The following is a 21,216-nucleotide window of genomic DNA, read 5'->3' on the forward strand; positions in this document are numbered from 1 at the left end:
TGGCATAATAGTGATTCATGGCCTACCTTTGAAGATCAAAAGCTACAAGGAATGGTTTTCGATTTGATAAAAGACAGGCGTTCGGTATTCCCGGCCCAATACAATGGGAAACCTGTACGGAAGGAGCATATAGAACAGGTTTTGGAGGCGGCCAATTGGGCCCCCACCCATAAAAAAACCGAACCTTGGCGCTTTAAGGTGCTTCAGGGCGGTGCCAAGGAAAGACTGGGACTGTTTTTGGCCGAAAAATATCAGGAGGTGGAGGCCCGTCCCAAGGCGTTCAAAATCAAAAAATTAAAGGAAAACCCAATGCGAGCGGGGGCGATCATTGCCATTTGCATGCAGCGTGACCCCATGGAAAGCCTACCGGAATGGGAGGAGATTGCGGCGGTGGCCATGGCGGTGCAGAATATGTGGCTATGCTGCACCGAACTGGGCATAGGGTGTTATTGGAGCTCGCCCGGACTCATTGTGTATATGGACGGGTTCTTTGACCTGCATGCCGGGGAAAGGTGTTTGGGCTTTTTCTATATGGGCCATTACGAGGAGGAAATCCCGGCTGGGGATCGAACGTCCATTGCAGAAAAAACAGTGTGGTTGGATTAATCAATCAATGATTTGGTCAATACGATCTACAAAATTGTTCTTATCATCAATATGTAGCACCAAAACATGGCATTCCTCAGTAAAACCATAGAATTTTTCAATGGTCTGGGGTGTTTTAAAATGCAGGGCAACATTGTGGTCCCTACTCGTTTTGGACAGTCCGAGCGTACCGATTTTTAAATGTTTTGATTGCACCTCCGTCGCACATAATTCCACTTTACTGATTTCACCCAAAGGAATACATATATCCGCAATGAGTCCGTTTTTTAGGATAAGTTCGGTATCGGTCAAAACAGAAAGCCTCTTGGTCAACGCTCTAATATGACCAAAAATCAACAAAACGGAATAGAGACTAATCCCTGTTAAAACCCAGGCCGCAATAGTGCTCCATCTCATCAAGAGAAGGTGCAAGGCAAAGGTCTCTATTAAGGCCACCATGATTAGCCCGCCTGCCAGTGGAATGCTTCCGGTGTCCTTATAATTGGTAAACTCGTTGGCCCGGCGTTTTTTCTTTTTCCATGAGAATAGTGCGTAGTACAACATCGCAATTTCTGAAGAAAGGAAGGCGGAAAGTTTGGATTTTCCGAACAATTCCTGAGCACTTGCCCTACTGGTGATGTAAAAATCGGAAGCGGGTTTTGCGTTGGATTTAAAGGTTTTTACACCCGTATAGATTTTACGAATCAGAATGGAAAGCACCACTAACTCCACTATTGGGGCAACATAGGCTTTTATAAAACTTAAATGCAACTGAACGTTTTCCGGTAGCAGAAAAGTGGCAATAACAACGCCCAATATAAAAACGGGGACCACGGTAAGCTTTGAAATTTTTCGTTTGCGGATCAAAAGAAAATAAACCAACGGAGCGGTCAAGGTCAGATCGTACAGTACGGCAATGGCCAAGTCTGGATGCGCTTGTGTTAAGGGACTTAGGGCCAGAAAGACAGAAGACAGAATGACAAACAGGGGCAATCCGTAAATCAGCAGCTCACTTCTAATTAATCTTTGTTTACCCATATTATTTGTTTAGGCCATAAGCATCAATCAAAAAAGGGAAACAAAGCCCCTTTATAGTCCCAAGCAGTGGAGATGAACAATCCCATATAGACCACAGTGACCACAAATTTCAAAAAAGTCCCAGTAAGAAAACCGATAAAGGAACCAAAGGCCGCCTTTAGGGCCGTGGCATTATCGGCCTTATTGATCAATTCCCCCACTAGCGCACCTACAAAGGGCCATACTACGATTCCGAAAATGCCCAAGATGGGAAAAAGCAGGGCTACCAAGAGCCCAACCGTGGTCCCGATCATGCCCGCCCTGCTGCCTCCAAATTTTTTGGTGCCCACAGCCGGAATAATGTAATCCAGGGCAAAGACCGCCAGGGCTATGACCAAGGTGATGCCCAGAACCCACCAATCGTCTGGAACGGCTTTGGTAAGATACAGGAGCAGCAGGCCCACCCAACTTACGGGAGGCCCAGGTAAAACGGGTAGAAAACTTCCCAGAATGCCAATAAGCATCAAAATAAAGCCGAGAAGAAGTAAGGTGATGTCCATTTTTGTATTTCCTGTTTGACGAAGATACGGCAGATTTGTTACAGTTTTTCTTTTGTATTCAATTGTATTTCTACCTGCGCTAATTGCCTAAAAAATCGTAATTTCCCGCAAAGAATTTAACCTTATGCGGAAGCTGTGCATTTTAGGACTGCTCTGTTTCCTCACCGCTTGCGATTGGTTTGCTTCCAAGGAGGCCAAAACCCAAAAAATGGTGGAGGAGGAAATGCAGAACATTAACTGGAATGAAGTGGATCAATATCCACTGTTCAGTGACTGCGACGAACTGGCTTCCAAGGGGGATCAGAAAAACTGTTTCGAAGCCACCTTGCTCATGCATTTTTCCATGACTCTGCAGGAGTTCGATTTTGTTTTGGACACCAATGTGAACGATACCGTTTATGTGGATTTTATGATGGACCAGGACGGTCTGATATCCGTGCTGGATATAGAAAAAGACGATGCCATTGAGACGGAAATGCCAGAGTTTGACGGGGTTATTACACAGAGCCTTAAAAGTTTGCCACGGGTAGCACCCGCGCTAAAAAGGGGTATCCCGGTCAGTGCCAAGTTTAGGATACCCATTGTATTGAATACCGAATAAAAATTATTCCTTTTGGCCAACGAAAAAATCATTTTGGGGATAGATCCCGGAACCAGTATCATGGGCTTCGGAATCATCAAGGTGGTCCATAAACAGATGCAGTTTATCCAAATGAACGAACTGCTGCTGAAAAAATATAATGACCCCTATACCAAACTGAAACTTATTTTTGAACGTACCTTGGAACTGATAGACACTTACCATCCCGATGAAATTGCTATCGAGGCTCCCTTTTATGGTAAAAACGTGCAGTCTATGCTAAAACTGGGTCGCGCACAGGGGGTCGCTATGGCCGCCGGACTCTCCAGACAGATTCCGATTACCGAATACCTGCCCAAAAAAATTAAAATGGCCATTACCGGAAACGGAAATGCCAGCAAGGAACAGGTAGCAAAGATGTTGCAGAGCACCCTGGGCCTAAAAACACTGCCGAAAAACCTGGACAGCACGGACGGACTGGCCGCAGCGGTGTGTCATTTTTATAATGAAGGCAGAATAGAGGTGGGCAAATCGTATTCGGGCTGGGCCGCTTTCGTGAAACAAAATGAAGGAAAGGTCAATAAACAATGAACAATTAGCAATAAACAATAAACAGTAGTAATTAATAATTGACAATGTGTGATCGGGAGCATTGTTGTGAATGGCATGGGGAATAATCCACTTTATGAAAAATCATATGCTTTCGCATTACAAATTGTGGCCTTGTACAAGGAGTTGATGCTAAAAGAGAAGGAGTATACCTTGTCAAAGCAACTACTGCGTTCCGGAACATCTATTGGCGCCAATGTGTCCGAAGCGAACGGGGCAATTTCAAAAGCAGACTTTTCTTCAAAGATTTCTGTTGCCTATAAGGAGAGCTTGGAAACAAAATACTGGTTAAACCTACTAAAGGATTCAAGCTATATAGCAACAAATAAAGCGGATAAATTGATTCTTGATGCGGATGAATTATCAAGGATTATGTTTTCAATCCTAAAGACTACCAGAATAGATAAATAGTACTTAAATTATATATATGGTCATTGTTTATTGCTAATTGTTCATTGTCAATTGAAATGAGTGGTATCTACATCCATATCCCCTTTTGCAAGCAGGCCTGTCACTACTGTGATTTTCACTTCTCTACCAATATGGGAAAGAAAGAGGCCATGGTCGCCGCCTTGCTCCGGGAATTGGAATTGCGGAAGGATGAATTCAAAGATCGGGAAGTAGCAACCATTTATTTTGGTGGGGGAACGCCCTCAGTATTGGAAACGGGCGAAATAGAGCAAATTATACAAACGGTCTACGACAACTATACGGTCCGAAATACCCCGGAGATAACTTTGGAAGCCAATCCGGACGACCTTTCAAGAGAAAAAATAAAAGCCCTGGCCGCTTCTGCAGTGAACCGTCTAAGTCTTGGGATCCAGTCCTTTTTTGATGAAGATCTTAGGTTGATGAATAGGGCACATAAGGCCGAGGAAGCCGAGGAAAGCATCAGGGAAGCTGCCAAACACTTTGAAAATATCTCTATTGACCTTATTTACGGTATTCCCCGCATGGATCTGGCACGCTGGAAACAGAATATAGCCAAGACCCTATATTTTGATATCCCCCATATTTCTAGTTATGCGCTTACCGTGGAACCCAAGACCGCTTTGGCCCATTTCATACAAAAAGGAGTAGTGCCGCCCGTGGATGACGCGCTGGCACAAGAACATTTTATGGAATTGACAACGATTCTGGAGGCCAATGGATATATTGCCTATGAGATTTCCAACTTTGGCAGGCCGGGTTATTTTTCAGAGAACAATACGGCCTATTGGCTGGGCAAATCCTATATGGGGATTGGCCCTTCTGCCCATTCTTTTGACGGGAAGCGCAGGGGCTGGAACATTGGCAATAACCCAAAATACCTAAAGGCCCTTGCCAATGATGTACTTCCCATGGAGGTGGAGGTACTTTCCCGTACGGATAAATACAACGAATATGTGATGACCGGTTTAAGGACTGTTTGGGGCGTTTCCCTACAACGAATCCGTACGGAATTTGGCGAAGATTACCAACACTATCTTTTACAACAGGCCGACAAACATTTGGGCGAACAGCTATTATCGCTTGAAGGTGATAGCCTGCGCGTATCCAAAAAAGGCAAATTTTTATCCGACGGAATTGCCAGTGACCTGTTTATGCTTAACTTGTCCTAAACTTGTTTCACAAATTAATCCAAGAATTGTTAGATTTAAGAGGTGAAAAGGAATCCCTACTGAAACCGGTGCCGCATACATGATTGCAAAACTAAAAAACCATCAGATAGACCTGTCCAAACCCTTGGATATTTCCATCCCGATTCGGGGAGACGCATCCAACGTAAATGCTTGGTATATTGGCCACCCCACCATACGGCCCCATACCGGGGAAGGCTATGTGGGTAAGGTTTCTGAAGGGGGGTCCACTAATTTCAATACCATTGCTTTTAATCCACATGCCCATGGTACGCATACCGAATGCTTAGGGCATATTACCAAGGAATTCCATTCCGTAAACTCGTATCTAAAACAGTTTTTCTTTCTTGCCGAAGTCATTACCATAGCTCCCGAAAAGTATCAGGACGATTTTGTGATATCGCGCAAACAACTGCAATACGCTTTGGGGAACAGGAAACGGGAGGCCGTGGTAATACGTACCTTGCCCAATCTACGGGATAAGTTGTCCAAACAATATTCGCATACCAATCCACCCTATCTCTTGGAACAAACGGCCCAATTTCTGGCCGATCGAGAGGTAAAACACCTCTTGGTAGACCTTCCTTCCATAGACAAGGAGCAAGATAAAGGGGCTTTGCTGGCGCACAGGGCGTTTTGGAACATGGAAGGCAAGCCTAGGACGGAGGCGACCGTTACAGAGTTCGTTTTTGTTCCCAACAGGGTTACGGACGGCACCTATTTTTTAAACCTACAGGTTGCACCCTTTGAAAACGATGCTAGCCCCAGTAGACCGGTCCTATATAAAATTTTGGAAAAATGAATACGCTTTTAAGAGTGGAGGAACTCCTTATGTTCGCCTTGGGAATCTATCTTTTTAGCCTATTGCCCTATGCTTGGTGGTGGTTTTTGGTATTGTTGTTAAGCCCCGACCTTGGCATGTTGGGTTATATTTGGGGGAGTAGGGCCGGGGCGTTTACCTACAATCTTTTCCACCATAAGGGGCTGGCCTTACTTATTTATTTGGGAGGAATCTATCTTTCCTTACCTTTATGCCAGCTGATTGGAATTGTACTTTTTTCGCATGCCTCCCTAGACAGGGCATTGGGTTACGGCTTAAAATATGAACACGGATTTAAGTACACCCATTTGGGCGAAATAGGAAACAATGGATAGTGTAATCGAGGTCTTTTTGGGACTTATCCTAGGCGCCATACTCATGTACTGGATATTCTCATTGTTGCGCCAAAAAAAGAACAAAGAGCTAACGCAGCACCAGTCCGTGGTGCTGTTGGACAAAATAAAGCGCGTCTGCAAGCTTATAACGGTGGAGGGTGATTTTGCCGAGATCTACCACTATGAAAATACCCGGGAACGCTTTATGAGCCTGGTGAGCAGTAAAAAGAAAGCCTTAATGATCATCAATGCCAAGGCGCACATCGGTTATGACCTAAAAAAAGTGCAAATGCACGCCGATAAGGCCAACAAAACGATCGTACTGACCAATTTTCCGCAACCCGAGGTCCTGTCCATAGAACCTGACCTACAGTTTTATGATATCAAAAATGGCCTTTTTAATTCGTTCTCACCGGAGGATCTTACCACCTTGAACGTAGAGGCCAAACAACACATAAAAGAGAAGATTCCAGAGAGCGGCCTTATGGATACCGCCAAGCGGGAAGCGCTGGAAGCGGTGCTGCTCATTGAGAATATCGTGGAGACCATTGGTTGGACGCTTGACTACACCGCCTTGGAGATCAATATCACGGAAAAACAACAATTGGAAAAATAAACCATACCCTATGAAAAGAGCAATTTGCATCACCCTAATGTTAACCTTTGCCATATGCAGTTATGGCCAAACCGAAAACAAGATGAAAGATTTTGATCCTGCCTTTGCCCATACCGTGTATTTCTGGTTGAAGCAGCCCGATAACCAAGCCGACCGACAAAAATTCGAGGCTTCATTACAACGCTTTTTGGATAATTCAAAATACGCCAAGACCAACTTCATTGGAACCCCGCCCAAGGCAAGTAGGGATGTGGTTGATGGATCCTTTACCTATTCCCTGATCGTCACCTTTGCCTCTGCCCAGGCGCAGGAAGGGTATCAAAACGAGGAAGCACACCTCAGGTTCATTGAAGAATGCAAGGACCTATGGACCAAGGTAATCGTCTACGATTCACAAGGAATATAGGAAAGGAACCGCTTAGTCGGGACCGCCTTTAGGGTTTATAGCAGGTTTACCCAAGCGGTAAGAGCATGACAGATTGTAGGACAAAAATTAGCTTTGGCGAATGAACATAGAAGAATTCAGACTTTATTGCATAGCTAAAAAGGGGGTTACCGAAGAATTCCCCTTTGATGCACAGACCTTGGTCTTCAAGGTAATGGGGAAGATGTTTGCCCTGGCTCCCCTGGAACGCATTCCTTCGCAAGTGAACCTGAAATGCGATCCCGAACGGGCCATTGAACTGCGGGAGATCCATGATGGGATTATTATCCCGGGCTATCATATGAGCAAAGTGCACTGGAATACCTTGTATTTGGAAAACCTTCCGCCTCTGCTTATTCGAGAGCTGATCGATCATTCCTATGACCTCATCGTTGCCAAGTTCACAAAAAAATTAAAGGCGGAATTTGATGCGCTGGACTAGGTTCGGATTCCATATCTTTATGCCCGCCGTTACACTTTGGAGGTCCCCAAATGGAAGAACTAAAATCGTTTTATAACCGTCAAATACAATCCCATCAGGAAGAGTGGTCCCGGGTAAAGCGACAGCTATACGGTTCCAGCATGCTGCGGCTAGCCATTTTTTTGGCGGCGGTTTTTGGGCTTTACCTGCTGTATGGGAATGCCAAAGGCACCTTGGCCGTATTGCTACTGACTTTGGTGTTGTTCATCTTTTTAGTTTCCAGGCATACCGATTTGCAGTACAAACGGGATAAGTTGGCGAAACTGATCCATATTAACCAAAAGGAGATAAAGGTACTGCATCGAAATTTCCATCATCTTCCCGACGGGATTGGTTTCCAGGATCCCTCGCATGCCTACAGTCAAGATATTGACCTGTTCGGGAAGGGTTCGTTCTATCAATACTGCAATAGAACTGCTTTAGGCGAAGGAAGTCAACTGCTGGCCCAAATGCTCACGGCCAATACCATAGACCATATACCCGAAAAACAGGAAGCGATAAAGGAATTGGCCGGGATGCCGCAATGGCGTCAGGACTTCTTGGCCACGGCGGTCTTGGCCAAAGTGGAAACACCTACAACGTCCATTGTTAAATGGATTAAGGATTACAGACCTTTTATGCCCAGAATGATGCGTTGGTTGCCAACGTTGTTCTCCCTGGGCTCCCTAGCTGTGGTGTCCTTGTATTTTCTGGATGTGGTACCCGAGTCGGTCCTCATCTATTGGGGTGTTGCAGGTTTCATCATCACAGGCATATACAGCAAAAAGATTAGCAGGCTAACGGCTCATACGTCCAAGATTCAAAGCACTTTTCTTCAGTACAAGAAGCTATTACGTTTGGTGGAGGACACCGAATTTAAGGCGAGCAGGTTACAGGAAGAAAAAGAAAACGTAATGTCACAGGGTAAAGAGACCTCGGCAGTGCTTCATGAGTTTTCAAGACTGCTCGGTGGCCTGGATCAAAACAACAACATTTTTTACCTTGTTTTGGGCAATGGGTTTTTTTTGAGGAGCCTTTACCATTGCTATCGCATTGAACAATGGATCGATCGGTATGGGGCAAATGTAGAAAAGTGGTTCCATACCATGGCCTTCTTTGATGCCTATGGTAGCTTAGGCAATTTTGGGTTTAACCATCCGGATTATACCTATCCGAATATAAGAACCACCAATACGGTCTTAAAAGCCGAGAAGGCAACCCATCCCTTATTGGATCCTTCCAAAAGTGTGGCAAGTGATTTTGAAATACAAGCCGAACAGTTCTTTATTGTCACCGGAGCCAACATGGCAGGGAAAAGCACCTTCTTACGGACGGTTTCCTTGCAGATTGTCATGGCCAATATGGGGCTGCCGGTCTGCGCCAAGGCCCTGGAATATTCTCCGATTAAACTGATTACCAGCATGCGAACATCGGACTCCCTTACCGATGACACCTCCTATTTCTTTTCGGAGCTGAAGCGCTTAAAGTATATTGTGGACAACATAAAAGAAGACCGGTATTTTATAGTCTTGGATGAGATTTTGAAGGGCACCAACAGTACGGACAAGGCCATCGGGTCCCGTAAGTTTGTCGAAAAACTGGTGGCTTCCCGATCCACCGGAATTATTGCTACACATGATTTGAGCCTATGCGAGGTGGCCGAAAAAATGCCACAGGTAGAAAATTATTATTTCGATGCGGAGATCAAGGACAACGAATTGTATTTTGATTACACATTGAAAAAAGGAATTTGCAAAAATATGAACGCTTCCTTTCTGTTAAAGAAGATGGAAATCGTGGAGTAGGGAAAGAAAAGGGATACCCGACTGTTGCATCTTTCACCCAAAAGAAGGATATGGATTCACTGACACAAATTGTATTGGGCGCTGCCGTGGGCGAAGCCGTGCTGGGAAAGAAAGTGGGAAACAAAGCGATGCTTTATGGCGCAGTGGCGGGTACCATTCCCGACCTGGACGTACTGGTACGCTACGTCGCGGATACCGTGACCACTATTGAACTGCACCGAGGGTTCAGTCATTCCATACTTTTTAGCGTATTGGCCGCACCCATCCTGGGGTGGCTGATATGGAAAGTGGAGCGAAAATCTGAGGCGAGTTGGCAAGATTGGTCCCGACTCATGTTCTGGGGCCTGTTTACCCATCCCTTGCTGGACACATTTACCACCTGGGGTACCCAACTCTTCTGGCCGTTTGATCTGCGACTGGCCTTTCAAAATATTTTTGTAATCGACCCGCTGTATACCGTACCGTTTTTACTGTTTCTGTTATTGGCCATGAGCAGGAAACGCACAGACCCCAAAAGGAGTAGATGGAATGCCATGGGGCTCTGGGTAAGCAGCTCCTATTTGTTGCTGACCTTGATCCTAAAGGGCATTACCTATATGAAATTCACGGAAAGTTTGGAGGCGCAGCAGATTCCGTACATCGCTATCGCCACTAGGCCCACGCCATTAAATTCGCTTTTGTGGACGGCTAATGTTGAGACGAAAGATGCTTATCTCATTGGGGATTATTCCCTGTTCGATTCCCAACCGATACAGTTTAGGAGCTACCCTAAAAATCACCAACTCCTTGGTGAATTGCAAAAACAGGATAAGATCCAACGCATGATCAGAATTGCGGAAGGGTGGTTTACCATTTCCGAGAGGCAGAACCAGTTGTACTTTAACGATCTTCGTTTTGGATTACTCAGTTTGGATACCGATGAGACCCAATTTGTTTTCAGCTATAAAGTAATACCCGAATCTGAAGGGATCCGAATAGAAGAGACCGAAAAGTACGATACCGATGCACAGCGATTGCTAGGGGGACTTTGGCACCGGATATGGGGCAACTGAAAATCCAGGAACGGTAATATAAACGGCCTGCAAACTGGGGTTTAAGTCAAGGATCGAAGGATATATTTGGCAAAAGTCCTTTTCATGGACGATAGAAAACTTCCATTCGCCTACACTTTTTTTCCATTCAACGACACTTCCCGATGATTTTCAGCGATAATGAGGTACTTTGTCCCTTACCCTAACTAAAACCGTTATGAATATCCTGTTTATAGAAGACGATGCGATAGAGACCATGAAATTGCAGCGTACCGTGGGAAAACTTTCCGTGAAACACCATATCACGGAGGCTAAAAATGGAGAGGAGGCCATGCAAAAACTCCGTTCTGCCAATGCTCTGCCAGACATTATCCTCTTGGACCTGAACATGCCGAGAATGAGTGGAATTGAATTTTTGAAAATCCTGAAGGAAGATGCAACATTAAAATACCTGCCGACCATTATCCTGACCACCTCGGAGAACAGGGCCGATCTGCTGGAATGCTATCGTATTGGCATAGCGGGCTATGTGATCAAACCGCTCAAATACGAGGATTATGAGGAGAAGCTCAGCACGGTTCTTGGGTATTGGGACATCAACGAATTGGTAAAAGCCTAACAAAAAGTGGGCTTTCACAACAATAGTTTTCAATAACGTACTAATTTTCCTACTTTGCATCCCAAATCCCAACTATGAAAGGAATTGTTTTTACGGAGTTTATGGAAATGGTCGAATCCAAATTTGGATTAGAGACGGCAGACACCATTATTGAGCTTTCCGACCTTCCCTCCCAGGGTATCTATACCTCAGTAGGCACCTATGATTTCAATGAAATGCTAAGCCTGATCACCAATTTGAGCAAGGAGATAAAACTTCCTGTGGATGAACTGATCTATACCTTTGGACTCTATCTTTTTACCAGTTTGGGAAAAGCGCATCCTGAAGTCATCCAAAGTTATAATTCGCCTTTGGGATTGTTATACTCCATAGAAGACCATATCCATGTACATGTAAAAAAACTCTATCCGGATGCGGAATTGCCCACCTTTAAGATTTTGGAAAAGACAGATAGTTCCATATCCCTGATTTATTCCTCTTCCCGTGGCCTGTACCGGCTGGCACACGGTCTTATGCAAAAAGCTTTTGAACATTTTAACGGTAGTGCCACCATTGCATACGAATTGCTAAAGGAAGATGGCACGGAAGTAAAATTTGACATCGTTCAAAATGGATAGCAAGGAGGTCATATTGCTCAGGAAAGCGCTGGAAAGACAAAAACAGGCGCGGATCCAGGCCGAAAAAATATTGGAGGCCAAGTCCAAGGAACTCTATGATGCCACCCGCCATCTAAAAGAGGCGAACAGCAAGTTGGAAAATTTGCTCAGTGAAAAGACCTCCGAACTCGATGGGGTCTTTATCAACATTATAGATCCCTATGTGGTTATGGACCTACTGTTCAATGTGATCAATATGAACAGCTCGGCCAAGGAGTTTTTGGGGTACGATCACAATGTAGAGGCGGTTAATCTGGCAAATTTGGTGCACCCGGATTATGTGCAGTACACTAAGGAATCCATGCAATCACTGCTTGAGGTGGGCACACTGAAAAACTATCGCGCCAAAATTATGGTCAAGGACGGTTCGCGCAAATATGTTCAAATCAACAGCAGCCTGATATACGGTAAGGGTGGCAAACCCATTGCCGCCCAAGGGATTATTCGGGACATTACCCAAGAAACCGAAATAAAACAATTGCTAAACGAGCAACGAAAGGAACTGGATATTATCGTACAGAACTCTCCTTTAGGCATTGTCCTGACCGATAAGGGCAAGATTATAAAGACCAACCGTACCTTCATTGAACTCTTGGGCTATTCCGAAGCGGAATTGAAACAATGCCACGTAAGGGACATTTCCTCCCCAGAGGATGTACAAGCCTCCAAGGAATTGATGGAACGGATGAACAAAGGTGAAATAGACAATTTTTCCCTGATCAAGAAATACATCAAAAAAGATGGCTCACAGCTCTTGGCAAAGACTTCGGTGAATGCCTTTAAGAATATGGAAGGAGAAGTGGTGTACCAAGTGGCCCTAATAGAAGACATCACCGAACAACGGAATTTGGAGCTGCAAAAGGAAAGGTTGCTCAAGGAATTGGAAGCGAGTAACCAAGGACTGCAAGAGTATGCACATATCGTGTCCCACGACCTGAAATCACCGCTGCGGAGCGTTAGTGCCCTGGCCACCTGGTTGCAGGAGGATTATAAGGAAGTGTTGGATGATAACGGCTTGTACAACTTGCAAATGATGCAGGAAAAAATAGAAGGAATGGACAAGCTTATAGACGGCATTCTAAAATACTCCAGTATCAAGAGCGAGACCTTGGAGAGCAGTTGTGTGGACCTCAACCGGATTGTACAACATATACGTGAAATTATTTTTATTCCCGAACATGTCAGCGTCGTGATCATGAATACCTTACCGACCATTAAGGCCGATCCCACCCAAATGCAGCAATTGTTCCAAAATCTCATCGGCAACGCGGTAATGCACATAGATAAACCCGAGGGACTGGTGGAGGTAAGTAGTTCGGAGACGGACACCCATTGGGAATTCTGTGTCAAGGATAACGGTATCGGCATCCCCAAGGAATACCATGGGAAGATATTTGAGATATTCCAGTCCATCGGGGCAGAAGCGCGTTCTACAGGCATAGGCCTATCTATCGTCAAGAAGATCGTAGACCTATATGAAGGAAAGGTATGGCTCTATTCGGAGAAGGGGGAAGGCAGTACATTTCATTTTAGTTTAAAAAAACAACTTGCATGAAGGAAAAACCTAATCTGGATTACATAAAACAGTTGGCGGGTGATGACAGCGCTTTTGAAAAGAAGTTCATCAACATACTAAAGGAGGAGTTTCCGCAGGAGAAAGCGGAGTATTTGGGGAATATCAAGAACAACCTGCCCCGGGAAGCGGCCTTGAACGTGCACAAATTGAAACATAAATTTAATGTGCTGGGCCTCACAAAAAGTTATCGTTTCGCGGTGGACTATGAGGAAAGCTTGCGAATGGCAGATACCTCCCTGCAATGGGAGTTTTTGGAAATATTGGATATCATTGAAAACTATGTAAAAAACATTTAATCATGAATTGTATCATAATCGACGATGAGGCGGCCGCTAGGGCCATTGTGTCGCAACTTTGCGCTTCTGTACCGGACCTGGATGTCATTGATGAATTTTCCAGTGCCATTGAGGCCATAAAGTTTTTGAACCAACACACCGTGGATGTTGTTTTTCTGGATATCCATATGCCGGGATTCACCGGTTTCGATTTTGTACAGACCTTGAAAAATCCCCCCAAGATCGTATTGACCACCTCGGACCGTGACTTTGCCATAGAGGCCTATGAATATGAGGCCATTGTGGATTACCTGGTGAAACCCCTGACCCTGGAGCGTTTTGGGAAATCGCTTCAAAAAGTGAAGAACGCTTTAGTGCTACAACCCAAGCTCAGTCCCCATGAAGGTGCCGATACCGTTTTGGGCGAAGATTTGTACATCAACATCGATAGGCGTTTGATCAAACTCAAATATAACGAGATTTTGGTCATCGAGGCCCAGGGCGATTATATCGATATCAAGACCGAAAAGGAAAGCTATAAAGTGCATACAACACTAAAGAAAATAAAGGCCAAATTACCCGAAGCCATGTTTTTGCAGATCCATCGCTCCTATATCATCAACTTTACCAAGATTATAGATATTGAGGACAATAGTGTGTTGATAGAGAAACAGGTGATTCCGATCAGCCGATCTAACCGCCCGGAACTGATGCGACGTTTAAACCTGGTTTAAGGTTCTGGAATAATCGGGTTGATGAGCGTTTTGTCCTTGGTGGCTGTGGGAACCTCACTTTTTTTCATAGGACAAATCCAACAGCCATTACCCAAACCCACTATTAGCAAGATTTGAAAGTAATGGTAGGGAATGTTGTCACATCGAGCGCAGTCGAGAAGTCTTGTAAGTCGCCGTACTGTATAGTTCTCAACTGCGCTCGAACTGACCCCATTGGCTTTTCATGCAGTCTTTATGCCCTTAGGAGGGCACACAACCACCCCGTCACTCCGTCACACCCCTCCTTGGGAAGGAGGGGATCCATCGGAGGAGATTGAAGAACAGTTTAAAAGGGTCCTCCCCTTGGTAAAGGGAGGTGTCCCGCCCTGACGGGGCAGAGGGGTTATCTTCACTTTAACCCTTAAAGCATTTACTGAAAACCCTCCAGGGAAGGAGCGGAATCCATATTGACCATTTTAGGGATAAGTTTACATATTGTATACTTATCCCTTTTTGGTGTGATGATATGTACTATTTTAGGCCAACGCCAAACCAAGGCGTGAGCCCTAACCATCCAAAAGCAATGTTTTTTCGTGTTTGTCACAAAGAATTTCAAAAAAAATGCAATGGTTTTAAAAAGCTTCGTCTTTATAGTTGAAGGCCAATAGAAAAAGGTTTACATGACCTCGGAAATGGATAACAGTAAAAAGCTTGATGAGTTCTTTGGTGCTGAGTACCAGTCGCTCACAGCCTATGTCAATTCAAAGATAAAGGGTAATGCCAATCGCGATGCCGAGGACATTATTCAGGACGTGGCCTTGAAATTGTTTTCGGGAGCGGACCGGTATTCACCGATTAACAACGTGGCGAGTTTTGTATATCATTCTGTTAAAAATAGAATTATCGATGTGATGCGTACCAGTAAACCTCTGGACATGAAGGAAACCGAAAAGGAGAGCAAATTAATCGAATTTGCCGAAATCCTTTATGACCAACCGGACAACAGCTACCCGGAACAAATGAAGGTTGCGTTGAAGCGAGCCATCATGGGCCTAAAACCGGATTATCGCGATATTATCCTGGCCATAGATTTTGAGGGGTACACCTATAGGGAAATAAGTATGGAAACTGGAATACCTGAAGGGACGCTCATGTCGCGCCGTCATAGGGCTATTTCACTGCTGTACAAAAAATTGGAAACCAAAAAAGTATAAACTAAAACAGATAAAAATGACGAATTTTTTTAAACATAAGATGCGTAGTAAATCTATAGGGGAGATTATAGGTTGGGTCCTTTTCGGGATTCTGGGAATTGCGGCCTTGGCCATTTTGTTCGCCTTTGTGGTCATGTGGCTTTGGAATTGGCTGGCTCCTGATATTTTTGGTTTGCCTACACTTACCTTTTGGCAGGCCGTTGGCATGGTGCTATTGTTTAAACTGCTCTTCGGAGGTTTTGGTGGCAGCGGTAAAAGCCACAGTTCATCCAAACGCTCCAAGTCGTCCTGCGACAAAGAACCCAAGGGAGAGTTTTCTAAATGGAAGCACTATGACCAATTTTGGAAAGAGGAGGGCGATGCGGCCTATCAACGGTACCTACAACGGTTGGACAACGAAACCAATGATGAGGTAGCAAACACCTAAAGGATTTTAACCTTATGAAAATATTGATTTTTAGAACGGACATCAAGACCAAAAAAAAGGTGCGGGCCGTAGAACCATTGTTCAGCAAGCTCTCTCCCGTAAACCGTTGGTCCGTGGACATAGAAGACATAGACAATGTGTTGCGCATCGAAACGGCCGACAGTCTCAACGAAAGCGATATTATACGTTTGTTGAACATCTACGGGTTTCAATGCGAAACCTTGGCCGACTGAAAGGTGCTTGGTCCAAGGTTCAGTTTTTCACTATCGGATGTGGCAACACCAACTGTAATTTCAGGCCCACTTCGGTATATTCAAAACCAGTGGCCGTTGCAGATGCGATATTGCTATAGCGGCCGTAAAACTCGCCTCGAAAGCGTTTGGACAGTTGATGTCCGAAACTGACCTCGGCCCTAAAAATCGGAGTGTTTGGTGATGCTTCCACTTTTTGGATCCCCCCGGCTATCTTGGCGCTGTACCGTGTCTTTTTGGAAAATCGTCCACTTGCCTCGGCGAATACTTCTCCGGCATGATAGCTTTCGGGACTGAAATAGATGTCCGGTACTTGCGTTGCAAAGGAGATATACTGATAGTTTATCCCAAACTTCAGGGCCTGCTTGTGCAATACGGTATAGTAAAGCGAAGTGAACAGCAGTTCCCGCGTATTGGCATCACTTTGTTCGGTATGCATCAGTTGGGTGTACCAACCCAAATCAAAAGGAGTGCCTACATTATAGCTCAGTCCGTAGTGCTGCATTGCTATCTCCCGCTCGATCAGGGCAGCATTGAACTGTTGCACTTCCCGTTGATATCCCAACTCCAGGTTTTGGAGTTTATAGGGACGCAGTTGTAGGCGTGCATCCAACATGGGCTGTGTATAGGTTTGGGTGGCAAAGTGGGCATGGTTGAGCCCCGCTATCGTCTTCACATGTACCAGTGGCATCAGTTGATACTCCAAACCGGCGACCAACTGATGCGACTGTGCCCTGTCCAGGGTCATAGTATTTTCAGTGCTTCGATGCTGATAGCTTAAGGTAGTCTTCCATTTGGCGGATAGAGGCAAGCGCAATCGAGTCGTGGAGGCATAGGCTACATTATTCCCATTGTCAAAACTGTACGATCCCTGTTCCTCCATCGATGGTCTTTGCTGTGCCTTCAATTTTTCTTTAAAGGCCAAAGCGTCCTTTTGACCGGGGTAGGCCAGCAGTACATCCTCCACCGCTTCATAGGCCTTTTGGGTTTGATCCAGCGCAAAGAGTGTGTTCGCCTTTCCCAACAGTCCGTCAAAGGAAATAGGATTTTGGAGCAAAAGGGCCCCGTACTTGCGCAAACTGAGTTTAAAGTCGCCCGTATACATGCCCAGGGTAGCGTTTAATGCCAACACCCAAGGTTTATCCGCGTGAGCTACGGACAGACTGTCGATTTGCGTTCTGGCCTTGCCAAATTTTCGGTTCCAGATCAAGGCCTGCACATAGCGCTCCCGAGTGCGCTCATGGAGTTCATCATCATCCAGGGTCTGTATTCTTTTTATGGCCTCCGAGGCCAGCTTTAGGGCTTCTTTTTCCTTTCCTCCCAAATGTTCGGCCAAGGCCATACCATTAATGGCAACGATAGAATCCTTGGGCGATGTTGCGTAACGGGCATAGGTGCGTTTTGCGTGATCTATTCGCTTTGTGATTAAATGGAGGCTGGCGAGGTTCAAAAGGGTTTCTTTGTCCTCAGGGAAATCCGTAAAGATATTTTCTAGCAGCTTTTGGGCCGATTCGTAGTCTTGTAGAGCGATTTGGGCATTGGCCAGTCCCAGGCGTATGTACTTCCTGGAGATTAACGCGTTTTTGTTCCCTGGCTCAAGGGCCAGGGCCCGGTTGGCCCAGTCTAGGGCGGCCTTGTATTCCTTGAGATTGCTCAAGGTGTTAGCATATCCCAAGATCGCGGCAAAACTCTGTGGATGCTCGGCTACCAGAGATTTATATAAGGGCTGGGCCTTTTCGTAGTCCTGGTCCCAAAGCAGGGATTCGTTATAGTTAAGTTGTATCTCCAAGTCCTTGGGATAGGTTTCAAGGAGCTTGGCAAACAAAAGGGTCGCTTTTTCGGTTTCTCCGTTCAGTCCCAATGCACGCCCATAACAGATTTTGGCGGTCTTGCTATCGGGTTCCAACTCCAGGTAAGACCCGAAGAACGTTTCTGCGGCACTGAACTGTCCGCTTTCCAAAAGTCGGAAGCCCTGCGCCATGGGCTGTTGGGCCAAAAGAGGTATGCCAATCAAAAGCAATAGTAAGAATATACATTTGGTCTTCATAGGTTAAGCTTTTCGTGGGCTCGGTCGTAGGTACAACCACGGCTCTCGCCCATTTGTTTTTTGGTTTTATAAAGGTAGGAAGGCTTCCACCAGGCCGGAAGTGCGTTTTTGTCCGTTCGTCTACGGCAATCGGTCATCCGTCTAAACCAGCTTATTTATCAAGGCGAATCCGCGGATATTTGGTGTCTAAATCAAACAGAACTTAGCCATGGCCACATACAAAATCAGTGTCAAAAAAATTTCCCCCGAGCAATTGTTTATGGGCAGTGTATTACTGGTCAATGGGGGAAACTATCTTTATAATTTACTTCTCGGGCGACTGCTGGGACCAGAGGCCTTTGCCGATGCAGCACTGTTAGTGACCCTCCTTTTGGTACTGTCCTTTATGGGGATGACCTTTCAGCTGACCACGGCCAAGTTTGCATTGCTCTTTTCCGGGAATGCCTGGGAGGGCTTTAAACAGTATATCTACCGGTCTGCTGTTCTTTTTGGATTACTGATAGGTTTTTTGCTCATGTATTTTGCCGAAGAATTGCAGTTGCTGTTTCATACACAAACTTCATGGATGTTCACTGCCTTCGGCTTGGGAATCCCTATCTACTTCGTTATGAGCGTTAATAGGGGGCGCTTTCAAGGGCGGCAAGATTTTGGCAAACTATCACTGACCTATCAGACCGAAATGTGGAGTCGACTCCTGCTCACGTTTGGCTTGTTGTACATGGTACCCATGCATCCGGTGCTATTGGTCGCTTGGGGCATTGTGCTGTCCTTTCTTTTTGGACTGATTCCTTGTGATACAAGAAAAATCACCTTGCGAAAACACCATTCCTTGGCTCCAACAGACGTAAAACGCGTTGCCAAGTTCATTGTACTGACCGCCTGTTACGAACTTACCCAGATAATCATCAATAATAGCGATGTGCTTCTGGTGAAACATTATTTTGATGCCCTGGATGCGGGACTCTATGCCTCATTGGCATTGATTGGCCGGGTGGTCTATTTTGTAGCCTGGATGTTCGTGATGTTGTTATTGCCTACAGTGGTACAAAAACAAAAGGATGGCGAGCCAACGACCCCCGTCCTTTTTAAATACGTGGGTTATATAGGACTCCTATCCACGGGGATTGTCATAGGTTGTTATCTTTTTCCACAGTTGATCATTGAGCTGATGTTCGGGCAGGCATATATTGCTATGGCTGATCTCCTGTGGCAATATGCCTTGGCGACTTCCCTTTTTGCCATCTCCAATATTTTTGCCTATTACTTCTTGTCCTTGGATCAGTACATGCCCGTTGTCCTATCAGGAATCTTGGGCCTCTCCCAAATTTTGCTAGTGATTTTTTTCCACTCCACTTTGGAAATTGTAGTACAGGTACAAATCGTGGCCATGGTAGCCCTGCTTATCACTCAACTCTTGTATTTCACACAAAAAATGACCCTACCAAAGGTTTAGGGTATCTCCTGCCCTAAAAACCAGCCTTCCCGTTAAGACGCCCCTCCCTCGCAAGGAGGTTTTTTTGCGGGATATTTTGACCCATATGGCCAAAAAAGACTTATCGAAACTCAACTTCCGTTCGTCTACAGCAACGGTCCATCCATCTGTAAACGCTAATGTTTATAGGGTTTTCTCTAGATATTTGTGCAAGAAGTTTAACCTAATTCCAAATCTATGAAACCTACAAAAATGAAGTTGGCCATTGTAACAGCTTACCCGCCCAGTAAAGTCACACTTACGGAGTACGGCTATCATCTGGTAAAACATTTTAGATTACAGCAGGAGGTCGGTGAGATTATCCTGATTACCGACCGTACTAAAGGAGAAAAAGATCTCTCCTTTGAAGAGGAAGGCTGCAAGATTACGGTGAAGGAGTGCTGGAACTTTAATAGCTACACCAACTTTCCCAATATTGCCAGGACCCTCTTGGAAACGCAACCCGATGCAGTTTTGTTCAACCTGCAGTTCCTAAAATTTGGGGACAAAAAGATTCCCGCAGCACTGGGATTGTTTTTACCACTTTTTTGCAAACTCAGGGGAATCCCCACCATTTCCCTCCTACACAATATTCTGGAGCAGGTAGACCTTGACAATGCGGGGATCACCAAAAGCAAGTTTTTGCAACGGCTCTATAGCTATATCGGGACAAGCCTTACACGATTGATTTTGGCGTCAGATGTGGTGGCCGTGACCATCAGCAAGTATGTAGATATTTTGGAAAAGAAATACCGGGCCAAAAATGTGGCCCTGATACCACACGGTTCCTTTGAAACCCCACCGGAGCCGGATTACAGCCTGCCAAACGGACCCAAACAGGTAATGGCCTTTGGAAAGTTCGGGACATATAAGAAGGTGGAAATCCTAATTGATGCGGTAGAGCAGATTAGAGAGCGGACCCAAGAAAATATTGAAATTGTGATTGCGGGTACCGATAGTCCCAACACGCCGGGTTATTTGGCAACCGTCCAAGAGCGGTATAAAACGGTACCCCAACTGCGGTTTACCGGGTATGTGGCGGAGGAAGATGTACCTACGATTTTTGGAGAAAGCGCCGTGGTGGTCTTCCCATACACGAGTACCACCGGAAGTTCTGGCGTATTGCACCAAGCAGGAAGTTATGGAAAGGCCGTGGCGTTGCCCGATTTGGGAGACCTAAGTGTCCTGGTGCAAGAAGAAGGATATCAGGGGGAGTTTTTTGACCCAGAATCCAGCGTGTCGCTGGCAGATGCCATTCAGAACATTTTGATTCAGGATGCCTATCGTGTCCATCTGGCCCGTACCAATTACAAGGCATCATGTTCCTTGCCCATGTCGGCCATTACGAAGACGTATGTGGATTATTTTGAGGCCATAGCGCATCAAAAATCAAAAACACCTTTCAAGGAGTTCACAGCACTACAAAATCAATTGGAACCCAACGAATAGTTTTTTGGTTAGGTTAAGCTGAGAAGGGAGTGGTTGTGGTTAGCTGCTCCCTTTTCC

At 45.3% G+C, this 21,216-nt stretch carries 25 protein-coding genes; 22 read left to right on the forward strand and 3 right to left on the reverse strand.

Going from position 1 to position 21,216, the window contains the following annotated elements; translation table 11 throughout:
- Positions 1 to 51 precede the first annotated feature (51 nt).
- Positions 52 to 606 (forward strand): nitroreductase family protein, encoded by a 555-nt coding sequence (locus tag ACRD67_RS03395; RefSeq protein WP_430965631.1) that lies wholly within the window; start codon positions 52 to 54, stop codon positions 604 to 606.
- Here ACRD67_RS03395 and ACRD67_RS03400 read toward each other — a convergent pair whose 3' ends face one another.
- Positions 607 to 1,623 carry a hypothetical protein gene (locus tag ACRD67_RS03400; protein ID WP_430965632.1) on the reverse strand — a complete coding sequence of 339 codons (1,017 nt, stop codon included), beginning with the start codon at positions 1,621 to 1,623 and terminating at the stop codon, positions 607 to 609.
- 23 nt (positions 1,624 to 1,646) lie between these two features.
- Positions 1,647 to 2,162, reverse strand: a complete 516-nt coding sequence (locus ACRD67_RS03405) for a DUF456 domain-containing protein (protein WP_430965633.1) — start codon at positions 2,160 to 2,162, stop codon at positions 1,647 to 1,649.
- A 124-nt stretch (positions 2,163 to 2,286) separates the two neighbouring features.
- Here ACRD67_RS03405 and ACRD67_RS03410 point away from each other — a divergent pair, with 124 nt between their 5' ends.
- The 19 genes from ACRD67_RS03410 to ACRD67_RS03500 all read left to right on the forward strand — a co-directional run bounded on the left by ACRD67_RS03410 (position 2,287) and on the right by ACRD67_RS03500 (position 16,174).
- On the forward strand, positions 2,287 to 2,763 hold the full coding sequence (locus ACRD67_RS03410) for a hypothetical protein (protein WP_430965634.1): 477 nt from the start codon (positions 2,287 to 2,289) through the stop codon (positions 2,761 to 2,763).
- Positions 2,764 to 2,775: 12 nt separating this feature from the next.
- Positions 2,776 to 3,333: a crossover junction endodeoxyribonuclease RuvC gene (gene ruvC, locus ACRD67_RS03415; protein WP_430965635.1), complete on the forward strand. Its 558-nt coding sequence runs from the start codon at positions 2,776 to 2,778 to the stop codon at positions 3,331 to 3,333.
- 48 nt (positions 3,334 to 3,381) lie between these two features.
- Positions 3,382 to 3,762: a four helix bundle protein gene (locus tag ACRD67_RS03420; protein WP_430965636.1), complete on the forward strand. Its 381-nt coding sequence runs from the start codon at positions 3,382 to 3,384 to the stop codon at positions 3,760 to 3,762.
- Positions 3,763 to 3,818: 56 nt separating this feature from the next.
- The gene (gene hemW, locus ACRD67_RS03425) at positions 3,819 to 4,952 is read left to right on the forward strand and encodes a radical SAM family heme chaperone HemW (RefSeq protein ID WP_430965637.1); all 1,134 of its coding nucleotides are present in this window, start codon (positions 3,819 to 3,821) and stop codon (positions 4,950 to 4,952) included.
- A 79-nt stretch (positions 4,953 to 5,031) separates the two neighbouring features.
- The gene (locus ACRD67_RS03430; protein WP_430965638.1) at positions 5,032 to 5,772 is read left to right on the forward strand and encodes a cyclase family protein; all 741 of its coding nucleotides are present in this window, start codon (positions 5,032 to 5,034) and stop codon (positions 5,770 to 5,772) included.
- The gene (locus ACRD67_RS03435; RefSeq protein ID WP_430965639.1) at positions 5,769 to 6,125 is read left to right on the forward strand and encodes a DUF4260 domain-containing protein; all 357 of its coding nucleotides are present in this window, start codon (positions 5,769 to 5,771) and stop codon (positions 6,123 to 6,125) included. Before ACRD67_RS03430 ends, ACRD67_RS03435 begins: the two co-directional genes overlap by 4 nt.
- Entirely contained in the window at positions 6,118 to 6,741 is a 624-nt protein-coding gene (locus tag ACRD67_RS03440) for a DUF4230 domain-containing protein (protein WP_430965640.1), read from the forward strand. Before ACRD67_RS03435 ends, ACRD67_RS03440 begins: the two co-directional genes overlap by 8 nt.
- Positions 6,742 to 6,751: 10 nt before the next feature.
- Entirely contained in the window at positions 6,752 to 7,147 is a 396-nt protein-coding gene (locus ACRD67_RS03445) for a Dabb family protein (protein ID WP_430965641.1), read from the forward strand.
- A gap of 100 nt (positions 7,148 to 7,247) precedes the next feature.
- Complete coding sequence (locus tag ACRD67_RS03450) at positions 7,248 to 7,607, forward strand: MmcQ/YjbR family DNA-binding protein (RefSeq protein ID WP_430965642.1); 360 nt, start codon at positions 7,248 to 7,250, stop codon at positions 7,605 to 7,607.
- A gap of 50 nt (positions 7,608 to 7,657) precedes the next feature.
- Positions 7,658 to 9,430 carry a MutS-related protein gene (locus ACRD67_RS03455; protein WP_430965643.1) on the forward strand — a complete coding sequence of 591 codons (1,773 nt, stop codon included), beginning with the start codon at positions 7,658 to 7,660 and terminating at the stop codon, positions 9,428 to 9,430.
- A gap of 50 nt (positions 9,431 to 9,480) precedes the next feature.
- A complete protein-coding gene (locus ACRD67_RS03460; protein WP_430965644.1) occupies positions 9,481 to 10,482 on the forward strand; it encodes a metal-dependent hydrolase in 1,002 nt (333 codons plus the stop codon).
- Positions 10,483 to 10,678: 196 nt separating this feature from the next.
- Entirely contained in the window at positions 10,679 to 11,080 is a 402-nt protein-coding gene (locus ACRD67_RS03465; RefSeq protein WP_430965645.1) for a response regulator, read from the forward strand.
- Positions 11,081 to 11,154: 74 nt separating this feature from the next.
- Positions 11,155 to 11,697, forward strand: a complete 543-nt coding sequence (locus ACRD67_RS03470; protein WP_430965646.1) for a heme NO-binding domain-containing protein — start codon at positions 11,155 to 11,157, stop codon at positions 11,695 to 11,697.
- Positions 11,690 to 13,291 carry a PAS domain-containing sensor histidine kinase gene (locus ACRD67_RS03475; protein WP_430965647.1) on the forward strand — a complete coding sequence of 534 codons (1,602 nt, stop codon included), beginning with the start codon at positions 11,690 to 11,692 and terminating at the stop codon, positions 13,289 to 13,291. Before ACRD67_RS03470 ends, ACRD67_RS03475 begins: the two co-directional genes overlap by 8 nt.
- Positions 13,288 to 13,608 carry an Hpt domain-containing protein gene (locus ACRD67_RS03480; RefSeq protein ID WP_430965648.1) on the forward strand — a complete coding sequence of 107 codons (321 nt, stop codon included), beginning with the start codon at positions 13,288 to 13,290 and terminating at the stop codon, positions 13,606 to 13,608. Before ACRD67_RS03475 ends, ACRD67_RS03480 begins: the two co-directional genes overlap by 4 nt.
- A gap of 2 nt (positions 13,609 to 13,610) precedes the next feature.
- Positions 13,611 to 14,321, forward strand: coding sequence for a LytR/AlgR family response regulator transcription factor (locus ACRD67_RS03485; protein WP_430965649.1), 711 nt, complete (start codon positions 13,611 to 13,613; stop codon positions 14,319 to 14,321).
- 659 nt (positions 14,322 to 14,980) lie between these two features.
- The gene (locus ACRD67_RS03490) at positions 14,981 to 15,514 is read left to right on the forward strand and encodes an RNA polymerase sigma factor (RefSeq protein WP_430965650.1); all 534 of its coding nucleotides are present in this window, start codon (positions 14,981 to 14,983) and stop codon (positions 15,512 to 15,514) included.
- A gap of 16 nt (positions 15,515 to 15,530) precedes the next feature.
- Positions 15,531 to 15,941 (forward strand): hypothetical protein, encoded by a 411-nt coding sequence (locus tag ACRD67_RS03495; protein WP_430965651.1) that lies wholly within the window; start codon positions 15,531 to 15,533, stop codon positions 15,939 to 15,941.
- A 14-nt stretch (positions 15,942 to 15,955) separates the two neighbouring features.
- Positions 15,956 to 16,174 (forward strand): hypothetical protein, encoded by a 219-nt coding sequence (locus tag ACRD67_RS03500; protein ID WP_430965652.1) that lies wholly within the window; start codon positions 15,956 to 15,958, stop codon positions 16,172 to 16,174.
- A 19-nt stretch (positions 16,175 to 16,193) separates the two neighbouring features.
- On the opposite strand, the gene ACRD67_RS03505 is transcribed toward ACRD67_RS03500, so the two are convergent.
- Positions 16,194 to 18,239, reverse strand: a complete 2,046-nt coding sequence (locus ACRD67_RS03505) for a tetratricopeptide repeat protein (protein WP_430965653.1) — start codon at positions 18,237 to 18,239, stop codon at positions 16,194 to 16,196.
- 208 nt (positions 18,240 to 18,447) lie between these two features.
- Here ACRD67_RS03505 and ACRD67_RS03510 point away from each other — a divergent pair, with 208 nt between their 5' ends.
- Entirely contained in the window at positions 18,448 to 19,692 is a 1,245-nt protein-coding gene (locus ACRD67_RS03510; RefSeq protein ID WP_430965654.1) for an oligosaccharide flippase family protein, read from the forward strand.
- Between the two features lie 231 nt (positions 19,693 to 19,923).
- Complete coding sequence (locus ACRD67_RS03515; protein ID WP_430966179.1) at positions 19,924 to 21,159, forward strand: glycosyltransferase; 1,236 nt, start codon at positions 19,924 to 19,926, stop codon at positions 21,157 to 21,159.
- Positions 21,160 to 21,216: the final 57 nt, after the last annotated feature.

The sequence above is a fragment of the Eudoraea algarum genome, from assembly GCF_050589645.1.
Taxonomy (GTDB): Bacteria; Bacteroidota; Bacteroidia; order Flavobacteriales; family Flavobacteriaceae; genus JBNGOQ01.

Excerpts from the sequence above, each read along its gene's own strand:
- ACRD67_RS03490 (WP_430965650.1), top strand. The coding sequence starts at position 14,981 with ATGACCTCGGAAATGGATAACAGTAAAAAGCTTGATGAGTTCTTTGGT.
- ACRD67_RS03445 (WP_430965641.1), top strand. The coding sequence starts at position 6,752 with ATGAAAAGAGCAATTTGCATCACCCTAATGTTAACCTTTGCCATATGC.
- ACRD67_RS03485 (WP_430965649.1), top strand. The coding sequence starts at position 13,611 with ATGAATTGTATCATAATCGACGATGAGGCGGCCGCTAGGGCCATTGTG.
- ACRD67_RS03400 (WP_430965632.1), bottom strand. The coding sequence starts at position 1,623 with ATGGGTAAACAAAGATTAATTAGAAGTGAGCTGCTGATTTACGGATTG.
- ACRD67_RS03515 (WP_430966179.1), top strand. The coding sequence starts at position 19,924 with ATGAAGTTGGCCATTGTAACAGCTTACCCGCCCAGTAAAGTCACACTT.
- ACRD67_RS03430 (WP_430965638.1), top strand. The coding sequence starts at position 5,032 with ATGATTGCAAAACTAAAAAACCATCAGATAGACCTGTCCAAACCCTTG.
- ACRD67_RS03455 (WP_430965643.1), top strand. The coding sequence starts at position 7,658 with ATGGAAGAACTAAAATCGTTTTATAACCGTCAAATACAATCCCATCAG.
- ACRD67_RS03465 (WP_430965645.1), top strand. The coding sequence starts at position 10,679 with ATGAATATCCTGTTTATAGAAGACGATGCGATAGAGACCATGAAATTG.
- hemW (WP_430965637.1), top strand. The coding sequence starts at position 3,819 with ATGAGTGGTATCTACATCCATATCCCCTTTTGCAAGCAGGCCTGTCAC.
- ACRD67_RS03475 (WP_430965647.1), top strand. The coding sequence starts at position 11,690 with ATGGATAGCAAGGAGGTCATATTGCTCAGGAAAGCGCTGGAAAGACAA.
- ACRD67_RS03410 (WP_430965634.1), top strand. The coding sequence starts at position 2,287 with ATGCGGAAGCTGTGCATTTTAGGACTGCTCTGTTTCCTCACCGCTTGC.
- ACRD67_RS03495 (WP_430965651.1), top strand. The coding sequence starts at position 15,531 with ATGACGAATTTTTTTAAACATAAGATGCGTAGTAAATCTATAGGGGAG.
- ACRD67_RS03500 (WP_430965652.1), top strand. The coding sequence starts at position 15,956 with ATGAAAATATTGATTTTTAGAACGGACATCAAGACCAAAAAAAAGGTG.
- ACRD67_RS03440 (WP_430965640.1), top strand. The coding sequence starts at position 6,118 with ATGGATAGTGTAATCGAGGTCTTTTTGGGACTTATCCTAGGCGCCATA.
- ACRD67_RS03450 (WP_430965642.1), top strand. The coding sequence starts at position 7,248 with ATGAACATAGAAGAATTCAGACTTTATTGCATAGCTAAAAAGGGGGTT.
- ACRD67_RS03480 (WP_430965648.1), top strand. The coding sequence starts at position 13,288 with ATGAAGGAAAAACCTAATCTGGATTACATAAAACAGTTGGCGGGTGAT.
- ACRD67_RS03405 (WP_430965633.1), bottom strand. The coding sequence starts at position 2,162 with ATGGACATCACCTTACTTCTTCTCGGCTTTATTTTGATGCTTATTGGC.
- ACRD67_RS03435 (WP_430965639.1), top strand. The coding sequence starts at position 5,769 with ATGAATACGCTTTTAAGAGTGGAGGAACTCCTTATGTTCGCCTTGGGA.
- ACRD67_RS03395 (WP_430965631.1), top strand. The coding sequence starts at position 52 with ATGGTTTTCGATTTGATAAAAGACAGGCGTTCGGTATTCCCGGCCCAA.
- ACRD67_RS03505 (WP_430965653.1), bottom strand. The coding sequence starts at position 18,239 with ATGAAGACCAAATGTATATTCTTACTATTGCTTTTGATTGGCATACCT.
- ACRD67_RS03470 (WP_430965646.1), top strand. The coding sequence starts at position 11,155 with ATGAAAGGAATTGTTTTTACGGAGTTTATGGAAATGGTCGAATCCAAA.
- ACRD67_RS03510 (WP_430965654.1), top strand. The coding sequence starts at position 18,448 with ATGGCCACATACAAAATCAGTGTCAAAAAAATTTCCCCCGAGCAATTG.
- ACRD67_RS03460 (WP_430965644.1), top strand. The coding sequence starts at position 9,481 with ATGGATTCACTGACACAAATTGTATTGGGCGCTGCCGTGGGCGAAGCC.